Source organism: Chryseobacterium sp. 22458 (assembly GCF_052044975.1).
In the GTDB taxonomy this organism is placed as follows: domain Bacteria; phylum Bacteroidota; class Bacteroidia; order Flavobacteriales; family Weeksellaceae; genus Chryseobacterium.
The window spans coordinates 409,785-431,227 of sequence record NZ_JBQEOA010000004.1; the positions used below are offsets into that span (position 1 = coordinate 409,785).

The 21,443-nt window shown below is 37.2% G+C and carries 22 protein-coding genes; 14 read left to right on the plus strand and 8 right to left on the minus strand.

What is annotated here, in order from left to right; genetic code table 11:
* Window positions 1-5 precede the first annotated feature (5 nt).
* The gene (locus ACTJJF_RS16140) at window positions 6-884 is read right to left on the minus strand and encodes a cupin-like domain-containing protein (protein ID WP_440700300.1); all 879 of its coding nucleotides are present in this window, start codon (window positions 882-884) and stop codon (window positions 6-8) included.
* A 158-nt stretch (window positions 885-1,042) separates the two neighbouring features.
* Between ACTJJF_RS16140 and kbl the strand changes: the two genes are divergently transcribed.
* The 5 genes from kbl (at window position 1,043) to gldG (ending at window position 6,193) form a co-directional block, all read left to right on the plus strand.
* Entirely contained in the window at window positions 1,043-2,239 is a 1,197-nt protein-coding gene (gene kbl, locus ACTJJF_RS16145; RefSeq protein ID WP_440700301.1) for a glycine C-acetyltransferase, read from the plus strand.
* A 197-nt stretch (window positions 2,240-2,436) separates the two neighbouring features.
* Window positions 2,437-3,087, plus strand: coding sequence for a hypothetical protein (locus ACTJJF_RS16150; protein ID WP_440700302.1), 651 nt, complete (start codon window positions 2,437-2,439; stop codon window positions 3,085-3,087).
* 93 nt (window positions 3,088-3,180) lie between these two features.
* Window positions 3,181-3,732: a CopD family protein gene (locus ACTJJF_RS16155; RefSeq protein WP_440700303.1), complete on the plus strand. Its 552-nt coding sequence runs from the start codon at window positions 3,181-3,183 to the stop codon at window positions 3,730-3,732.
* 57 nt (window positions 3,733-3,789) lie between these two features.
* Window positions 3,790-4,518: an ABC transporter permease gene (locus ACTJJF_RS16160; protein ID WP_312299645.1), complete on the plus strand. Its 729-nt coding sequence runs from the start codon at window positions 3,790-3,792 to the stop codon at window positions 4,516-4,518.
* 4 nt (window positions 4,519-4,522) lie between these two features.
* A complete protein-coding gene (gene gldG, locus ACTJJF_RS16165) occupies window positions 4,523-6,193 on the plus strand; it encodes a gliding motility-associated ABC transporter substrate-binding protein GldG (protein ID WP_440700304.1) in 1,671 nt (556 codons plus the stop codon).
* A gap of 148 nt (window positions 6,194-6,341) precedes the next feature.
* On the opposite strand, the gene ACTJJF_RS16170 is transcribed toward gldG, so the two are convergent.
* From ACTJJF_RS16170 to ACTJJF_RS16190, 5 genes are all read right to left on the minus strand, one after another.
* Window positions 6,342-7,586: a serine hydrolase domain-containing protein gene (locus tag ACTJJF_RS16170; RefSeq protein ID WP_440700305.1), complete on the minus strand. Its 1,245-nt coding sequence runs from the start codon at window positions 7,584-7,586 to the stop codon at window positions 6,342-6,344.
* 172 nt (window positions 7,587-7,758) lie between these two features.
* Complete coding sequence (locus tag ACTJJF_RS16175; protein ID WP_440700306.1) at window positions 7,759-8,154, minus strand: hypothetical protein; 396 nt, start codon at window positions 8,152-8,154, stop codon at window positions 7,759-7,761.
* 89 nt (window positions 8,155-8,243) lie between these two features.
* The gene (locus tag ACTJJF_RS16180) at window positions 8,244-9,062 is read right to left on the minus strand and encodes a DUF2314 domain-containing protein (protein WP_440700307.1); all 819 of its coding nucleotides are present in this window, start codon (window positions 9,060-9,062) and stop codon (window positions 8,244-8,246) included.
* Between the two features lie 42 nt (window positions 9,063-9,104).
* Window positions 9,105-9,743, minus strand: coding sequence for a hypothetical protein (locus ACTJJF_RS16185; protein ID WP_123841672.1), 639 nt, complete (start codon window positions 9,741-9,743; stop codon window positions 9,105-9,107).
* 111 nt (window positions 9,744-9,854) lie between these two features.
* On the minus strand, window positions 9,855-10,283 hold the full coding sequence (locus ACTJJF_RS16190; RefSeq protein WP_312299632.1) for a DUF4268 domain-containing protein: 429 nt from the start codon (window positions 10,281-10,283) through the stop codon (window positions 9,855-9,857).
* A 286-nt stretch (window positions 10,284-10,569) separates the two neighbouring features.
* On the opposite strand from ACTJJF_RS16190, the gene ACTJJF_RS16195 reads away from it, so the two are divergent.
* From ACTJJF_RS16195 to ACTJJF_RS16205, 3 genes are all read left to right on the plus strand, one after another.
* Window positions 10,570-10,977 (plus strand): RrF2 family transcriptional regulator, encoded by a 408-nt coding sequence (locus ACTJJF_RS16195; RefSeq protein ID WP_065399578.1) that lies wholly within the window; start codon window positions 10,570-10,572, stop codon window positions 10,975-10,977.
* Between the two features lie 112 nt (window positions 10,978-11,089).
* Complete coding sequence (locus ACTJJF_RS16200) at window positions 11,090-11,977, plus strand: sulfite exporter TauE/SafE family protein (RefSeq protein WP_440700308.1); 888 nt, start codon at window positions 11,090-11,092, stop codon at window positions 11,975-11,977.
* Between the two features lie 88 nt (window positions 11,978-12,065).
* Window positions 12,066-12,356 (plus strand): putative quinol monooxygenase, encoded by a 291-nt coding sequence (locus ACTJJF_RS16205; protein WP_065397202.1) that lies wholly within the window; start codon window positions 12,066-12,068, stop codon window positions 12,354-12,356.
* Window positions 12,357-12,470: 114 nt separating this feature from the next.
* On the opposite strand, the gene ACTJJF_RS16210 is transcribed toward ACTJJF_RS16205, so the two are convergent.
* Together ACTJJF_RS16210 and ACTJJF_RS16215 are read right to left on the minus strand one after the other, a co-directional pair.
* The gene (locus tag ACTJJF_RS16210) at window positions 12,471-13,769 is read right to left on the minus strand and encodes a T9SS type A sorting domain-containing protein (RefSeq protein WP_440700309.1); all 1,299 of its coding nucleotides are present in this window, start codon (window positions 13,767-13,769) and stop codon (window positions 12,471-12,473) included.
* Between the two features lie 184 nt (window positions 13,770-13,953).
* Window positions 13,954-14,760, minus strand: a complete 807-nt coding sequence (locus ACTJJF_RS16215; protein ID WP_312299622.1) for a T9SS-dependent choice-of-anchor J family protein — start codon at window positions 14,758-14,760, stop codon at window positions 13,954-13,956.
* Between the two features lie 99 nt (window positions 14,761-14,859).
* On the opposite strand from ACTJJF_RS16215, the gene ACTJJF_RS16220 reads away from it, so the two are divergent.
* From ACTJJF_RS16220 to ACTJJF_RS16245, 6 genes are read left to right on the plus strand one after another with little or no spacing between them, the layout of a single operon-like run.
* The gene (locus tag ACTJJF_RS16220) at window positions 14,860-16,995 is read left to right on the plus strand and encodes a TonB-dependent receptor plug domain-containing protein (protein WP_312299620.1); all 2,136 of its coding nucleotides are present in this window, start codon (window positions 14,860-14,862) and stop codon (window positions 16,993-16,995) included.
* Between the two features lie 10 nt (window positions 16,996-17,005).
* Window positions 17,006-18,088 carry an HmuY family protein gene (locus ACTJJF_RS16225; protein ID WP_312299618.1) on the plus strand — a complete coding sequence of 361 codons (1,083 nt, stop codon included), beginning with the start codon at window positions 17,006-17,008 and terminating at the stop codon, window positions 18,086-18,088.
* A gap of 22 nt (window positions 18,089-18,110) precedes the next feature.
* A complete protein-coding gene (locus tag ACTJJF_RS16230) occupies window positions 18,111-18,989 on the plus strand; it encodes a heme/hemin ABC transporter substrate-binding protein (protein WP_440700310.1) in 879 nt (292 codons plus the stop codon).
* The gene (locus tag ACTJJF_RS16235) at window positions 18,973-20,013 is read left to right on the plus strand and encodes a FecCD family ABC transporter permease (RefSeq protein WP_440700311.1); all 1,041 of its coding nucleotides are present in this window, start codon (window positions 18,973-18,975) and stop codon (window positions 20,011-20,013) included. Before ACTJJF_RS16230 ends, ACTJJF_RS16235 begins: the two co-directional genes overlap by 17 nt.
* Window positions 20,013-20,786 carry a heme ABC transporter ATP-binding protein gene (locus ACTJJF_RS16240; protein ID WP_312299612.1) on the plus strand — a complete coding sequence of 258 codons (774 nt, stop codon included), beginning with the start codon at window positions 20,013-20,015 and terminating at the stop codon, window positions 20,784-20,786. The genes ACTJJF_RS16235 and ACTJJF_RS16240 overlap by 1 nt, the downstream gene beginning before the upstream one ends.
* A 2-nt stretch (window positions 20,787-20,788) precedes the next feature.
* Window positions 20,789-21,439 carry a class I SAM-dependent methyltransferase gene (locus tag ACTJJF_RS16245; protein WP_440700312.1) on the plus strand — a complete coding sequence of 217 codons (651 nt, stop codon included), beginning with the start codon at window positions 20,789-20,791 and terminating at the stop codon, window positions 21,437-21,439.
* Window positions 21,440-21,443 lie beyond the last annotated feature (4 nt).

Here is a 21,443-nt window from a genome sequence, read left to right on the forward strand (position 1 = left end):
AGCTTTCAGATCTGAAAGCTTCTTTGTCTTTTAGCGGCTTTTGATCCTCTTTTCATGGCTGTTTTTACTTTATATCTGAACCATTTTTCCTTGAATAAGTAACGCATGAAGTTATCAAAATACCTTGTAATTACCAGATTCTTAAAACCCCTCCATTTTTCAAGGAAGGTTGATGGTAATGCTCTGACGGAAACCGAATAACCTTCCGTATCATATTGGATATAATGCCACCAGCCGGAAGGAATATACAGGGTTTCTCCGGGATGAAGAATGGCCTCATAACCATTTAAATAGAGGAGAGCAGGATATTTTCTGTAATCAGGATCTTTGATCTGGGCCAGACTGTGGAAATTGTAAGGCAGCTTATACATCAGATCCGACTGCTCCCAGGGAAATAACCATATTCTCTTGATTCCCTGAAACTGGGTAATAAAAACATGTGACATATCGATGTCAATATGATTTCTGGTGACAGAGCCTTCACCTCCGAAGAACATAAAAGGAAGCCATTTTAGTATTTTTCCTCCTGTTACATCATTGTACAGGAGATCATTCTTCAGCTCAGGCCTTATTTTCAAAAGATTAAAAAGAAAGAGTCTGTGTTCGGTAGGGGTGGTTTTGATCAGATCCAGATATTCTGAGAATTTCGTCCGGGTGACAGGATCACTCGCCACTTTATCCAGAGAATCGAGTTCGTTGCCATATACATTCACAATCTCATCTCCGGCAATCTCTTTAAAATAATCATAATTCCACTTTTTAAATGCAGGACTTTCGGGACTTACAAAATCTTCAAGTATGATGGGAAGCCTTGGTTTCATATAGCTTCTGATAAAGTTTTCTGAATGTATCGTACGGATTTTCTGTACCGGCTTTAATCTCATGCTCGCAAATTTTAAACAAATATAAATATTATCCTACTAAATTTGTAGACTAATAATGTTAAAACTGAACATCAGATCAAATTTTTAGAATTAAACTTATAAAAGGTTTTATTTTACTGCCTTTTTAGTAAATTAGCACATCTAAAAAATAACGAAAAATGATCTCTGAAAAATACCTTCAACATTTACAGAATGAACTTCAGAATATTGAGAATGACGGACTTTACAAAAGAGAAAGAATCATCACTTCTCAGCAGAGTGCAGAAATAGAAGCAAACGGAAAAAAGCTTCTGAACTTCTGTGCAAATAATTATCTGGGGTTATCCAACAATCCGGAAGTTATGAAAGCTTCCCAGGATATGATCCAGTCTCACGGATACGGGATGTCTTCTGTTCGTTTTATCTGCGGAACTCAGGATATTCACAAAGAACTGGAGAAAAAAATTGCTGATTTCCTGGGTCTTGAAGATACGATCCTGTATGCAGCCGCTTTTGATGCAAACGGTGGTGTTTTTGAGCCTTTATTCACAGAAGAGGACGCTATTATTTCAGATGAGCTGAATCACGCATCAATTATTGATGGTGTTCGTTTGTGTAAAGCAGCAAGATACAGATATAAAAACAATGATATGGCGGATCTGGAAGTCCAGCTAATCGCAGCTTCTGAAAAGAACCACCGTTTCAAAATTATTGTTACAGACGGTGTTTTCTCTATGGACGGTATTGTTGCCGATCTAAAAGGAGTATGTGACCTTGCCGATAAATATGATGCTTTGGTAATGGTGGATGATTCCCATGCTACAGGTTTCATCGGGAAAACAGGCCGTGGAACACATGAGGCCAATGAAGTAATGGGTAGGGTAGATATCATCACTTCTACTTTAGGAAAAGCTTTAGGAGGAGCTTTAGGAGGATTTACTTCCGGTAAAAAAGAAATCATCGATATGTTGAGACAGCGTTCAAGACCTTATTTGTTTTCGAATTCTCTGGCTCCGGGAATTGTAGGAGCTGCTTTGAAAGTATTGGATATGATCTCTGATGATACCACTCTTCGTGATAAAGTAATGGAAAATGCAGACTATTTCAGAACGGAAATGAAAGCAAAAGGATTTGATATCCCGGACGGAGATGCTGCCATTGTACCGGTAATGCTTTATGATGCGCCACTTTCTCAGAAAATGGCTGAAAAACTGATGGATGAAGGAATCTATGTCATCGGATTCTTCTATCCTGTAGTTCCGAAAGGAAAGGCAAGAATCAGAGTACAGCTTTCTGCTGCTCACACCAAAGAACATTTGGATAAAGCCATTGCTGCTTTTGAAAAAGTAGGGAAAGAACTGGGAGTGATCTCTTAAGATAAAAAAAATCTGCATTTGTAGAATAAAAACAGGATTTCTTATAGTTAGAGAAATCCTGTTTTTTTATGAAAAAATATTCACTAACCATCATGAGACTATTTCTTTAGTAATTAAATGAATGCAGCTAAAAAAATGCTATTGGTGAATATTATGAAATATATTATATTCGAAACATTAATTCTAATAGCCATTTTGTGAAAAAATATTTACTGCTTTCTATCTTTTTTAGCTTTTTTGAAACAGTTTATGCCCAATCTGATGATTATAAATCAATATTTACTGTAAGTGCTTTTGCTCCTTTTCGTGACCAACGCTATAATATAGGGTATATGCGGAAAATAAATGAAAGATGGTGGGTTGGAACCGAATTGGCATACGGAACTGACAAAATAACTCCCGTAACTATTAGCACTTTTGAAGGAAAAAATAGGATTTTTGAGATAAGACCGGAAGTTTTTTACAGCCTGGCACCTCAGTCAAGATTAAAACATTTTGTCTCAGCAGAAGTTTTCTATTTAAATCAGACAGGAAAAAATATTTCAGGAAAATATTATGACGAAAATGAGGTGTATTATTCTTTCAGTTCAGCAGATTATAAAAGAACCAAATATGGATTAAATATCAATTACAGCATTTTGCTTCATAAGGAGTCTTCATGGTTTGGCTTTATGCCTAAAATAGGCTTTGGCATCAGACAGAAAAATGTTTCCTATACTAATATGACAGGAAAAGAAGAAGATTATGCTCCTACAGATGGTCTTCCTTTTGATTATCGTTCAAATCGTCAGGGTTCCAATCTGAGTTTCAATTTTAATGTTGATATGAAATTCATTTTCAAATTCTAAAAAATATTTAATCTTTATTATTTTAAGCTAAAGATTTTAGATTAAATTCTCTTTTTTTCCGAAATAAACTATCTTTGCAAACAAATTTTTAGGATGCTGTATACCGTCATCAAAGCTTTACATATTATCTTCATGGTAAGCTACTTTGCAGGAATTTTTTATCTCGTAAGGATTTTCGTTTACTATAAAGACACCGATGAATTTCCGGAAGAAAAGAAAAGAATTCTCAGAGAGCAGTATACCTTTATGGCCAGAAGGCTGTGGAATATTATTACGGTTCCGGCGGGGGTAATTATGGCGGTTTGCGGACTCGTTATGATCTTTTTGAATCCGGGACTGATGAAAATGGGATGGTTTCACATGAAGCTGACTTTTCTGATCGGGCTGGCTGCTTATCATTACTGGTGCTGGAAGAAAGTCCTTCAACTGAAGAATATCAACGGAAATATATTGCCTATTGCCAATATTAAACTGAGACAGGCGAATGAAATTGCAACATTCATTCTGTTTCTGGTGGTATTTACCGTAATCCTGAAATCTATGGTAATTGAATACTGGTGGCAATTAATCACAGGATTTTTCGTTCTTGTATTTCTGATCATGATGACAGTGAAACTCGTAAATAAAAATAAAAAAAACAAATAATTGTGGAGCAGGGGCGTGTATTCTCACATGCAGCCTGTTGCATTTTACTAAAAAACTATGATTGCAATTTTAAAGAAAGAACTTTGGAGTTACTTCGGAAACTGGAGCGCATGGGTGATCATTGCAGCTTTCAGTCTGATTGCCACTCTTTTTCTGTTCTTTTTCGACAACGATTCTAATATCTTTGAGATCGGAATGGCGTCTTTGCAGAGCTATTTCGTATTAGTACCATGGCTGCTGATGTTCATTATTCCGGCCCTTTCGATGAAAACTTTTGCGGAAGAGCAGCAAACGGGAACATTAAACTGGCTTTTTTCACAACCTTTAAAGGTCTCAGATCTGGTAACAGGAAAATTCCTTTCTGTATGGATTGTAGGTGTTTTATGCCTGATCCCGTCTTTGATCTATCTTTATACGGTGTATGTGCTGGGGGTTCCTGCCGGGAATATTGATCTTGGAATGACGTTCGGAAGCTATATAGGACTGATTATTTTAATTGCAGCTTTTTCAGCAGTAGGAATTCTGGCTTCTTCATTATCCCAGAACCAGATCATGGCTTATCTGTTGGGCGTTTTTATGTGCTTTATCATGTATTTCGGAATTGAGCAGCTCGCCAGTTACAAACTTTTGGGTGGCGCAGACTTCATTCTTCAGAATATAGGTTTTTATCAGCACTTCTTAGGTTTTACAAGAGGACTTGTAGATTTCAAAGATGTGGCTTATTTTATTCTGGTCATCGGGGCTTCATTAGTATTGTCGAATCATTTCATTAACAAAAAGAAGTAGAATTATGAAGAAGTTCAATGCTAAATCTCCATTGGGAATTTTCCTGTTTGCCATTCTTCCTTTGGTTATCATTCTGGCCTATTCGGGGATCAGATTAGATTTAACAAAAGAAAAGAGATATACCCTTTCCGACAGTACCATTAAAGTACTGGAATCCGTAAAAAAACCTTTGACGGTTGAAGTATACCTTGAGGGTGATTTTCCGGCAAGCTTTAAGCAGCTGCAAAGCGAAACGAAATTCATGCTTGAAGAATTCAGAAAGATCAATCCGAAGATCGACTTTAAATTCATCGATCCTATTAAAACAAAAATGTCTCAGGATACCCTGATGGCGATGGGAATGCAGCCGTCTATTCTGCCGGATGTAAAAGACGGAAAAATTTCACAGATTACCCTTTTCCCATACGCTGTGATCAAACATGGGAATGATGGGGTTTCTATACCTCTGGTAGTACAGCAGGCGGGAATTGATGCCGACCAGCAGCTTACGAGATCTATTGAAGGACTGGAATATAACCTTGTTTCCAACATTAAAAACATCGCTGCTGATAAGAGAAAAAAAGTAGGAATCCTGGTTAATCATGATGAGCTGAATCCTGATGAATTCCAAGGGTTTGTACAGCTGGCTATGGAAAACTATGATGCCGGACCTATTATTCCTAAAAATCAGACTGAGCTTTCACTGGAAGATATTCCTTTATTGAAACAAATGAGTGCTTTGGTGATTGCTAAGCCGAGAAAAGCCTTTACAGATAATGAAAAGGTAATTCTTGACCAATACATCATGAACGGCGGGAAAACACTTTGGATGATTGATGCGGTAAATGCTGAGATGGATACTTTAACAAGGTCCAAAAAAGTAATGCCTTTCCCTGTTGATATCAATATGACAGACTTTTTCTTTAATTATGGGATAAGAATTAATCCAGCTCTGGTAAAAGATGTTAAAAAGTTTGCTTTATTAAGACTGGTAACGGGAGAAGTAAGTGGAAATCCACAGTATACAAGTCTGCCATGGCCATATTATCCGCTTGGAATTGCTGAAGATAATAATCCGATTACTAAAAATATCAATCCTGTAAAATTTGAATTCCCGACTTCCATTGATACTTTGGGAGGAAGAAAGAATATCAAAACAAAAGTTCTTTTCGAATCCAGTGAAAGAACATTACTGAAACAGGTTCCGAATTACGTAGATCTGAAAGAGATTGCAAGTGTAGACAGCCTTGGCCAAATGGAAAAGCCAAGCACACCGAAGATTTTTGCAGTGGCTTTGGAAGGGAAATTCAATTCCGCTTATGCTTCAAGGATTGAAAGAAAATCTTATCCTGGATTCAAAACATCAAGCCCGGAAAATAAAATGATCGTAATTGCAGACGGAGATGTGGGAAGAAATAAAGTGATCAAAGGAAAACCGCTTCCATTAGGAGTAGATCTGTTGACCAACGAACAGTTTGGAAACGAACAGTTCCTGAGAAATGCTTTGGATTACCTTCTTGATGACAGCAATCTGATGGAACTGAGAAACAGAAATATCGAAGAAAGGCTTCTGGACAGACAAAGAATTACCGAAGAAAAATCAAACTGGCAGTGGCTGAATTTATTGCTTCCACTGGCGATTATAGGTTTGATCGGAGGATTGTTCTTCTGGTTGAGAAAGAAGAAGTTTGGATAAAAAATATAAAAAGGGAAGCTGATCAGTTTCCCTTTTTTATTTATGACGAGTCATTAGCCTATGTTGTCATTCATAATGCCGATCTGTAAATCTTTACCTGAGGTCATCCAGATATATTCAATACTTGACCTTTAGGGGCGCATTGTAATTATTTTGTACTTTTTAATTTTACCTGATACTTCTCCAAAACATTCCAAATCCCATAAAAAGCATCATTCCCTTTTTTATCCGAAAAATTCGTATTAAAGATCATGATTCTTCCCAGATTTGTTTTAGGATCAAAAAATAACATTGACATGACGCCGGGATCGCCACCCGTATGGCCAATATATCCGGTATAGCCAAAGCCTATGAATATTCCTGAGTTATAAGATTCACTGTAAGGATTTTTCTCATTTCTTTCTGTAAAATTGGAGGCAGTAAGTTGTGGGGTAAAATATTCCTTATAGCTTTTCTCAGTCAGAAGGGTTCCTTTTCCGTTGTAGCCTTTAATAAGTTCGGTTAAATATTTACTCAGATCATTAATATTTGTAATAAATCCTCCGTCAGGATAAGTTGCGGTTTGGTAATAGGGAAGAGGTGTGTTGGGATTTTCATACAGTCTGGAAAAATTTGAAAATTTTACACCTTCAAATGACCATCCTGAATCTTTCATCTCTAAAGGATTTAAAATATATTCTTTGGTAAATTCTTTGAAGGTCTTTCCGGTAGCTTTTTCTATAATAAACGCAGCCAAAGCAGTTCCAGTATTTGAATATTCATAGATGGTCCCGGGTTGGTGTTGGGAAAAACTGTTTTTATTCCATTTTCCGGCTGGAGTCAATACATTTTCTAGATAAGTGGACATGGAAATGATGGAATCTGATGGATTAAATACCTGTTCGTCATCAAAATTCAGTTTTAAACCATTTAAATTTTGATTGGATTTCAGAAAGTAATTTTTAGACAGATAAAATTCATTATCAAGAATAGAAGAAGTATGGGTTGCCAGGTGGCGAATGGTAATCGGGGTCTGAGGAAAATTGGGATTGAGTACTTTGAAAGGTAAATATTTCTGAACAGGATCATCCAGTTTCAGTTTTCCCAGCTCCTGTGCTTTTAAAAGAGCAATTCCTACAAACGTTTTAGAAACGGAAGCAATATTCTGGATGGTATTTTCCGTATAGCGTTTCTTTTCTTTTATATCTGAAAAGCCAAACCCTTTTTGGTATAAGGTAGATTCATCATTCACAATAGAAACAGCAAAACCATTGAATGATCTTTGATGATATATTTTATTGATGGCAATATTCAAAGAATCACTGATGCCGGGATGAGCAGTGTGTAAACTCCTGACCGAATGGCAGGATGTCAATATACAGAAAACTATGGTGGAAAATAAAATTATTTTCATAGAGTTTTTATAATAAGACATTTATCAAACCTGTTTCGTTACAAATTTAAAATCCGGAAGAAGGCTGAATATTTCAGAAAAGCATATCGTTATTTTCGTAATCTGATCTGAGATTAGCCTATAAATAAAAAAGAGAGAGTAAACCTCCCTCTGTTTCAATATCCAAATCTGTTTATCTACTGGCCAGAAGTGAATGTAATTTTTCTAAAACCATATCTTTATAAAGGTCCAGTTTAGAAGTAATATTGCTGGCATATATAAGATCTGCAGTTTTTGTCTGCTGGCTGTTCATACCGAACTTTGAATTACCATTTCGTATAGCTCTGTAAAACTCGTCCTGATTGTAAATCAGCATGGCATTAACATTACTTTCACCCAGTTTTTTTTCATTCTGCAAAATAGAACTCTTCATTTCCAGATAATATTTTTTCTGGAGATCCAAAATAGGGTTGCTGTAGTTTTCAGGAGCTGAATTATAGATTTCTACAAACTTTTTTTCTTTCTTAGCCTGCGCACAGACCACCGTGAATGAAAGAATAACGGACAGGAAACATATTATTTTTTTCATGATTAGTAGGTATTGTAGTTGTATTCTAAGGTATTGAATTTAAATGATATAAATATGTTTTTGTCTGAAAATTATTTGTTTTTTGAAAGTCAGTGCTCCAGTACCGGGATAATATGCTCCCATTTAAGTTCTTTGGCATAATCAAGAGCGGTTTTCCCTTTCCCGGAAAGTGCATTTTTATCAGCCCCTGCATCCAGTGCAGCCTGCACAATAGTGAGATTTCCTGCGATGGTCTCTCTGTGAAGAAGCGTTAGTCCGTTCTCATCCGCATGAAGGAGTTCATCAGGATTCTGCTGTAAAAATTCAACAAATTTTTCCTTCATATTTTTGCTCATCGGATGTTCGATAAGATTCTCAGGATTTTCTTTTTGATTGTTGACTACCTGAATATCATTATAGTCCCCAAAATCCAGCTGCCAGGCATCATCGTGTTCTCTTCTTTCCGGTTCAGACATATCAGCCCGCATCTTTTGAATAGTAAATCCGCCGTATGTTTTAGGAAGAGCAGGAGTAGAGGACGAAAATAATTTAGAAATACCTTTAGGCTGTGGTGCACTTGGAGTAATTGCAAATAGCCAGTCGGTGAGATGGCTCATCGGAATTTCAACATAATCACCAACCTGTATGTTTTGAAGGCTGTGAGGTTCATTGATCAGGTAGCCCTTAACATTTTCACCATCAAAATCCACTTCATTGATCCACATATGTTCTACCAGGCTTTCCCCGGTTTCTTCATCACGTTCTTCAAAAAGGGTTTTTACACAGGCTACATTAAGACCGGGAATAATTCTTCTATATTCCCATGATTGTTCCCTCCAAAAATATTTAAAAGTTTCCTGAGCCTTTTGATAGGCTGCAATCATTTCCGGATCACTTCCGTCTGCAAAAAAAATTGAGTTGCTTTCCATAAAAAATTTGGTTAGATAAAATAAGATGTTGAAAGGATCCGGTTATTTCTGGTAAGTCTCTTTTGGAAGCAATGCTGCAGTTCTGTAATAGCTGATATCCGAAGGACATTGCTCCTGAAGGTCCTGGAATGTATCAAAATCATAATGCATCCAGTTTTCTTCATGGTCAGGATCTGAAGTCTTATCAACAGCCAGCTCAAGCTTTCCGTCTTCCTGGTAGCTGCATTCTATAGCGGCATATATTTCACCGTTTTTATCGGTGGTATACCAGCATTTTATAGTCTTTTCAAGTTGTGGCTCTCCGCTTTCGTTGTCAATAACCTGTGAGCAGATAAAATTTTCCGGATCATCGGTTTTAAATACTGTTTTAGATACCAAAGGCAGCTCATCTACAGACAGAGAATAAAGCTTGTTGGTGGAAATAATAAATCCATCAACTGTTTCTCTTTTTTCAATATCGAAAAAATCAGATTTTTCTTTCAGGTAATCCAATACCTGCTCCTCATTTTCTCCGTCACTCAGAAAATAATTGATGTTGTATATGCTGTCTTCACTGATAAATTCGATTTCTTTCAAAAAATCTGAACCCTCTTCGTAATAATACAGATGATATTCACTTTGCTTTACAGCGCTGCTTTTGGAGATGACTTCCCCAAAAATGTTTTTGTACACTTTTCTCATTTTTAATCACGTTAGTTAGTTTCATCTATTAGTTTAAGTGGTATGAAGCAAAGATAAGTTTCTTTTTTATCTTATTCCTAAGTGTATTTTAGTATTATTTTCGTAAGTATATCAAATATCCTTTATAAAATCCTCATATTCGTAGTAAAACCTTTCAAAGCCGTCCATTTTGTCGACAAAAAATTCAAAAATTTCCTGCCAGGTGTTTTTGTTGAAGACCGAGACGCCGGATTTCTCAACCCAGATCCTGCTGATCACCTTTCCGTTTTCGAGACTGTAATGCTCGTCCTTATGAAAATCTCCGATAAATTCCTTTAAAATATCTTCCAGAGACCATATCTTTTCATAATAAGCATTCCGGAAGATTTCATCCTTCATTTCAATATCTAATGACACTTCTGCTTTTTTATTATCTGCAGAAAATTTGAATGCCATATCCTTGACTTTGGTATCATAGAGAATCCATTTTCTCGGGAAAGACTTTCCAAAAGCCGTCCAAAAGTCTTTTTTTAACTGTTGTGCTTCCTGTTTACTGAACATGAGACAAACATAATGATTTAATGGCAAAAAGGCAAAGAAGGCTTTTATTTTAACGTAAGATTTGAATAGGCAGGAGTTGAGCAGCTGCAAGGTGGAAGTAATGGAGCTCTTAAAAACAAGCATTGGCTATTTTTATTCTGTTTAAAGTAAATTTATGATGTTGTTGAGTGTTAGTAATTATCATTGCAATTAACTTCCAGCCTCTTTCTTTCAGCTTCCAGCCTTCTAAAACCGGTTCTCGTTTTTCTCATTTCAAATATTAAACAATTTTCTTATTTTTGCTGTAATGCTTTCAAAAAAATCTCAATATGCGTTTAAGGCCCTTTCATATCTTGTAGAAAAAAGAAATGAAGGCCCGATTCTGATTTCCGAAATTGCGGAACATAAAAAGATTCCTTTAAAGTTTTTGGAAAATATTCTGCTTGAATTGAAAAAAGCGGATATTCTCGACAGTAAAAAAGGAAAAGGAGGAGGATATTTTTTAAGAGAAAATCCTGAAAATGTAAAATTAGCCAAGATCATCCGCCTTGTAAATGGGCCTATTGCAATGCTTCCCTGTGTAAGTCTGAATTTCTATGAAAAATGTGAAGACTGTAATGAAGATCACTGCGGACTGCATGATGTGCTGATTGAAGTACGGGATGCCTCTCTCAACATTCTGGAGAAAAAAACTTTAATGGATCTGGTCGACTGACCCGGTCCTTTTTTTTGAATTAGTAGTCTATCTTTTTGGTAGGATAATATTTTTATCAGATATTTGCATTGCTTCAAAAGAATCACAAATACACCGAAACGATATATTATTTATGGTAATTTCAAGAAAAATCCAGGTAAGGCTAAATGTACTTTTTGTAACGGTTGCCATTGTAGGCATTGGCATATTTTCTATGTATGAGCTGGGATATCTGGATGAGCTTTTCAATATACTGGCCAAAGATAATTATATTTTTTACTGGATGCTTCTGGTAGGTGTTTTTGCTGAAATCGTAGCCGGATCAATGGGAATGGGATATGGAGTGATCTGTACAACAACTTTAATGCTGCTTAATATCCCGCCCCATATTGTAAGCGCAAGCATTCATTCTGCAGAGAGCTTTACAACAGCTGCAGGAAGTGCAAGCCACATCAAACTAAAAAACGTAAGCAAAAGCCTCGTTAAAAAACTGGCCATTCCGGCTGTGATCGGGGCTATCATCGGCGCTGTTTCACTAACCTATCTGGGAGAATATTATGCTAAAATCACCAAAACACTGATTGCTTTTTATACATTGTATCTGGGAATACAGATCTTTTCGAATGCGTTTAAAGAAAAACAGAATAAAGCCCTGAAAAAGAAAACGAATCTTACCAGACTCGGCGTCATAGGTGGTTTCATAGATTCATTTGCCGGTGGGGGATGGGGACCTCTGGTTACCGGAACGCTGATAAAAAATGCCTTTACCCCAAGGTTTGCGGTTGGAAGTTCTACAGTTGCTAAATTTATCCTGACCATCACCGCAGCAATCACTTTTTTCTTTACACTGGGTATTCAGCACTGGAATATTATTCTAGGTCTCTTAATCGGTGGAATTATTACTGCTCCTTTTTCTGCCATGCTTACCGCTAAGCTTCCTGTGAAGAAAATGTTTCTGATTATCGGATTGCTGGTGATCATTATGAGTTCCATAACTATTTATAAATCAGTTTTCAATTAAAAAATACAACCGGTATTGAAAAATAAATGCTCTGAAAATATATTTGGTTTTGAAAATATTTTACTTTTACATCACTAAATATTAGAACATGAATTTACATATCATTGCACTTTTTAAGTTTAATGAAAATTATCTGATGGAGGCAGTGGAGCTGTTTCAGAACCTGGTGAAAGAAACCAGAAAAGAAGAAGGCTGCCTGCAGTATGACCTTATTGAGGATAAAGATAATAAAGGAACCTTTTTCCTGATCGAGCTATGGGAAAGTGTTGATCATCACAACAGACACAACGGGCAGGACCATCTGCTGGATTTCCGCAAAGATGCATCCAAAATGATGGAAAGTTCGGTAGAAGTGTATAAAGGTTTTAAAATATACTAGGAAGTAAGGAATTCTGACATTCCTGAATTCTTATTTAAAAAGAATAAAAGGCGGTTTCAGAAATTTGAAACCGCCTTTTTATTAGAAAAAATAGAAAGTATTAAAATAAAATGTTTATTTCACGATAAGTTTTTTCGTTTCCGATTGACCACCGTATGTGATTTTCACCATGTAAGCTCCTGAAGGAAGGTGAGAAAGGTTCATATCCTGTTTATAGAACCCTGCCTGATTGCTTAGTTCAGTAGCGTATACTTTTTTACCTGTAAGGTCATATACTTCTGCACTTCCTTTGTTACCCGCTTTTTCTTTTACGTCAAACAGAACCGTTACTTTTTTGTCAGCGGTAGTAGGGTTAGGATAAATTCCGAAGCTTGCTTTTTTACCTACCTCGGTGATTCCCAATGTTTCAGTGATCTTCTTGTATTTGAAGTACATATTTCCTGTAGCAAATCCTTCGTTGGAAGTAAAGTACATTCTGTAATAATCTGAGCCCTGTTTAATGTAGTATACTGCATCAGAATAAACTCCTGATGTAGGCTTCCAGGAATGACCTACAGCAGTGATATTTTTTGAGAATGCCGTGCTGGCCGGAATAGCAGACGTTGCTGTTTCCTGGGTTTCAGGTCTTACTTTTGCTACAGAAATATTGGGGTTCTGAATAACTCCGGACATTCTGTATTTCATAGTTTGCGGATTTCCCTGCGGATCCGTATAAGGATAATCTGTATAATATCTTGTAAACATCAGATCCCAGTCAGCTTTAGCCGGTTCAAGGCTGGCAACCTTTTCATTGGTATTAAATGAAAAATAATTGAAATAGGCATCATCTGATCCGTTAGCAATGGTCTTTGTCTGTGTAGCATCCCATGAAGAAGTTGCAGGATTCCATTTTGCATATTTGAAAGTATATCCCCCGTAATAATCTTCAATCATAAATTTAACAGATGCCCCTGAAGCATATTGCATAATGAATATTACTTTTCCTTCCACATGGTGGTTGATAACATTATAATCTCCCCATCCATAGGCCGCAGAACCCTGTTCGAATGCTCCGTTCTGGATAGCGGTAGTATTGTCAGGATTAAAAAGAGGCTCTCCATATGAAGCTACGTTATTCGTGGTGATATTGTTCCAGTCTGCAGGGTTGTCTGAAGCCTGGTATACCTTGATATCATAAGCATCATTAATTCTGGTCCCGAAGTTGGTCATGGAAGCTCTGTAAAACGCTACATCCCATGCGTTAGCAGGCTGTGAAACCATATTGTTGGTACTGAAATCAAAAAACACACGGTTTTGATAATTAGCTCCCATAGACATATTAACGGTTGTATATCCGTTAGCATCAGTTTGTGCCAATACTGTCTGCTGAACAGAAAGTGCAAACAAAGAAGTCAAAAGTAATTTTGCTTTCATAACTTATTTTTTAAATCCTTATTTAGAATGATTCCACAAAAATAGATATTTATTTTTAATCATTCTAAATAAAAACATGATTTTTGTCGTGTTTTGAAAGGGACAGGATGTAAAAAGTTTCAAAAAAAAGCCGGCAGGAAAGGTCCCGCCGGCTTTAAGGAGCAAATAATAGTCTAATAAATCTTTATTTTTTGATAAACTTGGATTGAACGGTTTTGCCATCAGCTGTTTCAATATTCATATAATACACCCCTGTCTGAAGTGTACTGATGTCAAATCGCTGTCCGTTGGGTTTTCCTTCTGTCACTTTTTGACCTGCAGAAGAGTAAATACGGACGTTTTTAAGATCTTTTTTTGATACAAACTCTAATGCAGTCTGATCAGAATTTAAGGCGAATCTGAAATTTTCTGTTGTTTTATTGTTGTCGGATACGCCTAAAGAAGCAGTCGTGTTATAAACTACATTATCAAGCTGGATCGCAACGTGCGTTGTTGTAGGTGTGAATTTAAATACAATATAAGAACCTGCTGAAGCCGGAATGTTCAGACTTATATTCTGAACCGTCCCAATAGTCGCTACATCAACAGGATTTCCGACAGCAACAAATGTAGACATATCTGCAGGGTTGGAAGCTATTCCTACCTGGATACTTCCCGGTCCAGGTGATGGAGCTACAAGCGTTGTATCAAAAGTCAATGTTTTATTTCCTGTAGGAGTTTCAATTTGTGGAGAAATCAGGTATGAAGATCCTGCTGCATTATTTCCGGCATACGACTGAATAAATTTGTCAGAATTACCTGCAACAATCATCCGGGGAGATACTGGTGGCATTGCTCCGGTCATCGGTGCAACAATGGCAGACCATCCGGATTGTGGGAAAGTAGTATTCCCTGCGGTAAAATTATCGAAATTTTCATTGATGTTAGATACCTGAGCATTTGCAGTGAAGGCTGTAAGCATCAAAGTTCCTAAAAGTAATTTTAATTTCATGAGATTATTTTTATTTAGAATTATTACACAAAAGTATATATTTATTTTTAATGATTCTAAATAAAGTTTTATATTTGCTGAAAATTTTTCTCAATAGTTATGAAGAAGAAAGTGATTACCGTTTTGTCACTATCATTTGCTTTTTGGATGAATGCTCAACAAAGAGATTCTTTAAATAAGCAAAATATTGATGAAGTTGTCATAACAGGACAATATAAACAACAGTCGATTAGTAAATCAATATATAAGGTAGAAGTGATTGATGCGCAGCAGATTAAAAATATGGCTGTAACCAATGTTGCCGAAGTATTAAATCAAAACCTTAATATTTTAATAGAACCCAATAAAGGCTCCGGAAATTCAAGTGCCAATATCATGGGATTGAGTGGCGCATATACCAAGATCCTTATTGATAATATTCCTGTTGTAAGTGACGAAGGGTTGGGTAATCTGGTAGATCTTACGAAGATTAACGTTAACAATGTTGAACGTATTGAAGTGGTAAAAGGAGCCATGGGGGTGGAATACGGAAATAATGCTTTGGCAGGAGTCATCAATATTATTACCAAAAAGAATTATGGTAAAAAAGTAAGCATCCAGGCTTCTTTACAGGAAGAAACTGTTAATAAGGATTATGATTGGTTTAAGAAAGGAAACGGCCGTCATATCCAGTCTTTAAATGTAGGATACAGAATCAATGATAACTGGTCTGTTGCAGCAGATATTAATCATAATGACTTTAAGGGCTATAAAGGTCAACTTCGGGGGTATAAGTACTTCAGTGAAAGCAATGACGGACTGCGTGGTTACGATTGGCAGCCTAAAGATCAGATCACGACCAATGGAGTCATCCGTTACAGTAAAAATAACACCAGTTTTTATTATAAACTGAATTTTCTTTCAGAAAAAATCCATTATTATAACCCGCTGGTAGAAGAGCAGTATCTGGGAGGCGGTAACAGAACCTACACTTCAAAAGATACCGACTACGATACAAAAAGATGGATTCATCAGTTTAACATTCAGACGAAAATGGGAAGAATCAATTATAATGGTGATTTTTCCTATCAGACTCAGGAAAGAAAATCCCAGCTGTATAGTTATGATGTTCCCTCAAGACAGGAGCTGTCAAGAGATCCCAATAAGACTTTTTACAAATCGGACGTGTTCTATTCAAGAGGGATGTTCAGTAATTTTTTAGACAGTGAAAAAATCAATTTTCAGATAGGGTATGAGCTGGACAGAACAAAAGGTTTTGCCGGATCTACAACGTTTGAAAGCAATAATAACGGAAAAGATATTGAACGTTCCATCTTCAATTATGCCAATTTCTTATCAGCAGAATGGAATGCCACCCACTGGCTTTCTATACGTCCCGGGGTAAGGCTGGCTTTAAGTGATAAATTTGATTCCCAATATAATTACTCAACCACATTAAGGTTTAAAACGACCGAGAAATCTGATATCCGTTTGGTATTCGGTTCCGCAAACAGGTTCCCGACTTACGATGAACTCTATACTTTTGTTGTTGACAACAACCATGACATCAGAGGAAATGAAAACCTGAAACCTGAAACCGGGTATTCAACAGGGATATTCTGGGATTATGCGATGGCAAATTCTAATGACTGGAAATTTAACTTCAGTGCATCAGGAATGTTCTTGGATGTAAAAGACAGAATAGAAAGTGTGATTGTAAACAACAGCCCTTTACAAATGACCTTTTTAAATATTGACAATTATAAATCCTTACTGTTTGGAGGAGGGATAAATGTCAGAAAAGGTGATCTTAGCGTAAACGCCGGAGTTTCAGTGATGGGAATTTCCCAGGTTCTCAATACAGGAAATGTTTATTCTCCCAACGATTATAATTTCTATGCAGAAGCCAATCTGGCAGCAAATTATACATTGCCTTACACCAAAACGCTGTTTGCTCTTTATTATAAGTATACGGGAACTCAGAAGCGATATACCCATAAAGGAAACGCACAGGATCCAAAAGATCCCGGACAGTATATTTTAGGTGAAGTCGGAGATTTCAATATGCTGAATTTTACAGTGAGCCAGCCTTTCTTTAATAATCATTTTGAAATCAGTGCGGGGGTAAAAAATATTTTTGATGTTACCAGCGTCAAAAATACAATTCAGGCTGGAAACAGTCACAATGCTGCTGCAAGTCAACAGAATCTATTTTATGGCAGAAGCTATTTTGCCAGATTAAATTATAATTTTTAACGGATTAAGAATGAAAAAAATACTATTTACCCTTTTAATAGGCGCTTCTTTTATTTCTCAGTCATGCATTAATGATCATGAAGACGCTATTATGGTAGCACCTTCTAACGGGGAGGTTGTCAATCCAAAAGTAGGGGGAGCCACCCAACCCAACCAGGTTTGGATTGATTTGGGAACCAATACGGAAGTTGCAACGACAAGAACAGACTGGGATTTTGCATTCTATACGGGAAATTCGTTTAAAGTAATTTTAAATTCTTCTATCATGATGGCGGCAGGTAAAATACCTGGTGCTACAGATATAGATCTGGTAACAGAATCAAGTGTAGCCACATTGAAAAACCAGGTACAGGTTGCTAACTTCAACCCTGCCAACGAAGTCTTTATTGATGATGTAAAGGGAGACTTTCCTTCGGGGTATACAGCCATAGAAGAAATTAAATACAACGATGCTGATAATGCCGTTTATCTGGTTAATATGGGGAAAAAGATCTACACCGGTAGTGTCCCTGCAGGGTCTGTTACTACAGGAGGAGACAGCAGAGGGTGGATGAAAGTGCAGGTGGTGAGATCAGGAATCAACTACAAGATAAAGTATGCTGAACTTAATGCGATAAGCCATAAAGAATTAACGATCACCAAAAATACAAACTACAACTATAATTTTGTCAGCCTGGCTAAAAACAGTGAAGTAACCATACAGCCGGAAAAAAAGAAATGGGATCTGTGCTTTACTGTATTTACCAATCTCATTGACGGTGCGGGAAGTTACATCTATGCAGATTTCGTTCTTACTAATAATGTAGGCGGAGTAGGTGCTTATGAAGTGAAAGTAACTTCAGGATCGGGAGTGGAAGCATATAATAACTTCAAAATTTCGGATATTGATCCTTCGAGGTTTATTTATAATGACCAGAGGGCTATTGGCGGAAACTGGAGGAATCCTGTGGGTGCCAACGGGCTTGAAGTCTATGGCGACAGATTCTATGTGATCAAAGATGCCGAAGGATATTACTTTAAACTAAGATTTACAAGAATCACAAACACGGCAGGAGAACGTGGAAGACCCCAATTTGAATACAAACCTTTATAAAATAATCAAATAATAGTATATCATGAAAAAATTCATTCTTGCAGCTTCTGTTCTTGTAGCAGTATACTCTTGCAAAAAAGCAGAAGAAACAGCAAAAGAAAATACTACAGAAGCCAGTTCTGAAGCACCGAAAACCAACAATAAAATCGTAACATTAAACGGAGGAATTACAGAAATCGTAGCAGCTCTTGGCCATGAAAAAGAAATTGTGGCAACAGATGTTACAAGTACTTATCCCACCTCTTTGAAAGCTACAGCTAAAGATTTGGGACACATGAGATCAATGACCATTGAGCCGATCATGGCGGTAAGTCCTACGTTAATTTTAGCTTCCGATAAAGATATCAACCCTGAATTATTAGGGAAAATCAAATCTTCAGGAATCAAAACCGAAATTTTTAAACAGGAATATAGCGTTGAAGGAACCAAAAAACTGATTGAAGAAGTAGCAAAAGCTATCGGAAATACAGAGTATCAGAAATTAAATGATAAGATTGATGCAGATCTGAAACAGGTACAGCCTATCGCTAAAAAACCGAAAGTACTATTCATCTATGCCAGAGGAAATATGCTGATGGTGTCCGGCAAAAATACACCAATGGCCTCCCTGATCACTCTTGCAGGCGGAGAAAATGCCGTGAATGATTTTGACGACTTTAAACCACTGACGCCGGAAGCCGTAGTAAAAGCTAATCCTGATGTATTGTTCTTCTTCGAAACAGGCCTACAGGGAGCAGGTGGAAACGAAGGAGCGCTTAAAATGCCGGGAGTTTCCCAGACCAATGCAGGGAAGAATAAAAAGATCATCGCAATGGACGGAGGTTTAGTGTCAGGTTTTGGACCGAGACTAGGAGAAGCAGCAGTAGGATTAAACAAACTTTTAATTGAAAGCACAAAGTAAACTATACTTTTATCTTATTATAAGTGCAGTGCTGCTGGTTACCATAGCAGTGCTGTCACTGAATACCGGGGTCTATGATTTTGGCGGAGCATCTGCGTTCAAAATTTTATGGCAGGTTATCAAAGGAGATTCCACTGTATCACTCAGTGATAAATATGTGGTATGGGATGTAAGAGCAGCCAGGATTATCATGGCCATTTTAATAGGAAGCATGTTGTCGGTTTCAGGAACAAGTCTTCAGGGGCTTTTCAAAAATCCTTTGGCGACGGGAGATTTAATAGGACTTACATCAGGAGCAACACTGCTTGCGGCAATTGCGATTGTTTTAGGAGTGCACTTCAAGCACTATCTTCCTGAAGCTGTACAGTTCTCACTGGTAGGTATTGCAGCTTTTATAGGATCCTTTTTATCCATGATGCTGGTGTACAGGATTTCAACCAACGGTGGAAAGACCAATGTAGTGATGATGCTTCTCACAGGAGTTGCCATTACGGCGATCGGGTTTTCCATTACAGGTTTTTTGATTTATATTTCAAAAGACGAGCAGCTCAGGGATTTGACATTCTGGAATTTAGGAAGTCTTGCAGCAGCTACCTGGACGAAAAATATTATTTTAGCCATCGTAGCAGCTATTGCTTATACTATTCTTCTCCCTAAAGGAAAAGCACTCAATGCAATGATGTTGGGAGAAAAAGATGCACAACACCTGGGAATCAATGTGGAAAAACTTAAAAAGCAGATCATTATTGTAGTTGCTTTAATGGTTGGTACATGCGTGGCATTTTCAGGAACCATTGGCTTTGTAGGACTTATTGTACCTTATATTTTAAGGCTTTTATTCAAATCCAATTATGCCTTTATCCTGCCTTTGTCAGCCGTATGCGGAAGTATTTTGCTGCTGACGGCAGATACATTCAGCAGAAGTATCGTAGCACCCTCAGAATTACCTATCGGGATTCTGACAGCACTGATGGGAGGACCTATTTTTATTGCTATTTTGATTAAATTTAAAAAAACGCTGTAATGATTAAGGCACACCAGATTAATTATAAACATAAAGAATTCCGTATTCTGGATGGGATAGATGTCTCATTGGGATATGGAGAATTTCTTGCGATTGTAGGACCCAACGGAGCCGGGAAATCAAGCCTTCTGAGTGTTTTGGCGGATGAAGTGAAAGCCGGAAGACAGAAAATTTTATTTAAAGATAAACCCATCGGAGAATGGAATGTAAAAGAACTGTCAAAGCATAAGGCCAAATTTTCCCAGCATAACAGCAATGATATTCCTCTTGAAGTAAAAGACGTGATCATGATGGGGAGATACCCTTATTTTGATGCTCAGCCCGGAAAGCAGGATCTGGAAGCGCTGAACAATATGATGTATGAAACCGATATTTTTCATCTGAAAGACAGAGATTATAATACCTTGTCCGGAGGGGAAAAACAGCGTGTACATCTCTCAAGAGTAATGGCACAGCTGCAGAATGAAATTGCCCACAAACTGGTTTTTCTGGATGAACCGCTGAACAATCTGGATATAAAACACCAGTATAAAGCATTGGAGATCATCAAAAACTTTACAAAAAAAGCCAACAGCGCCATTGTTGTTTTACATGATCTGAATCTTGCAGCCCAGTTTGCAGACAAAATCCTGTTAATGAAATCAGGGAAAGTATCCGCATATGGCACCCCACAGGAAGTTTTCACTGCTGAGACCATCAGCAGCGCCTATAACTTTCCGTGTACCATCTGCGAACACCCTATTACGAATAACCCAATGATCATTTTTGGATAACCATGGAAAAAGAAGAACTAAAAACCCTCGCACAGAACCTTGCCAACCCTCAGGGAGAAAAAGGCATTGAGATTGGTGAAATGATGAATGTCACTAACATCGGTATGACGCTGGAAAGTGTCAGAACTCTTCTGATTGAAGACGGTGAGCATATCCTGGAAATAGGACACGGAAATGCAGGACACCTGAAACATATTTTGGGCTTAGCGCAAAACCTGGCCTATACAGGAGTTGATATTTCCGAAACCATGCATCAGGAAGCCAAAAAACTGAATAAAGACTTTGGTGATAAGGCAGATTTCATACTATATGAAGGGAAAAAACTTCCTTTTCAGGATGAGACCTTTGATAAAATATTTACAGTCAATACCGTGTATTTCTGGGAAAACCCGGTTGAGTTCTTAAACGAGATCTACAGGGTTCTGAAAGACGACGGAACATTCGTTCTTACTTTCGCCCAAAGGGATTTTATGGAGAAACTGCCATTTACAGCGTATAATTTTACCTTATACAACAATAATGAAATGGAAGAACTGATTTCCGGAAGCCATTTTAAAAGAATGAAAATCACTGAAAAAGAAGAAGAGATAAAAAGTAAAACAGGAAACGAAACAATACATAGAATTTATACAATTTTAACCATAAAAAAATAAAATA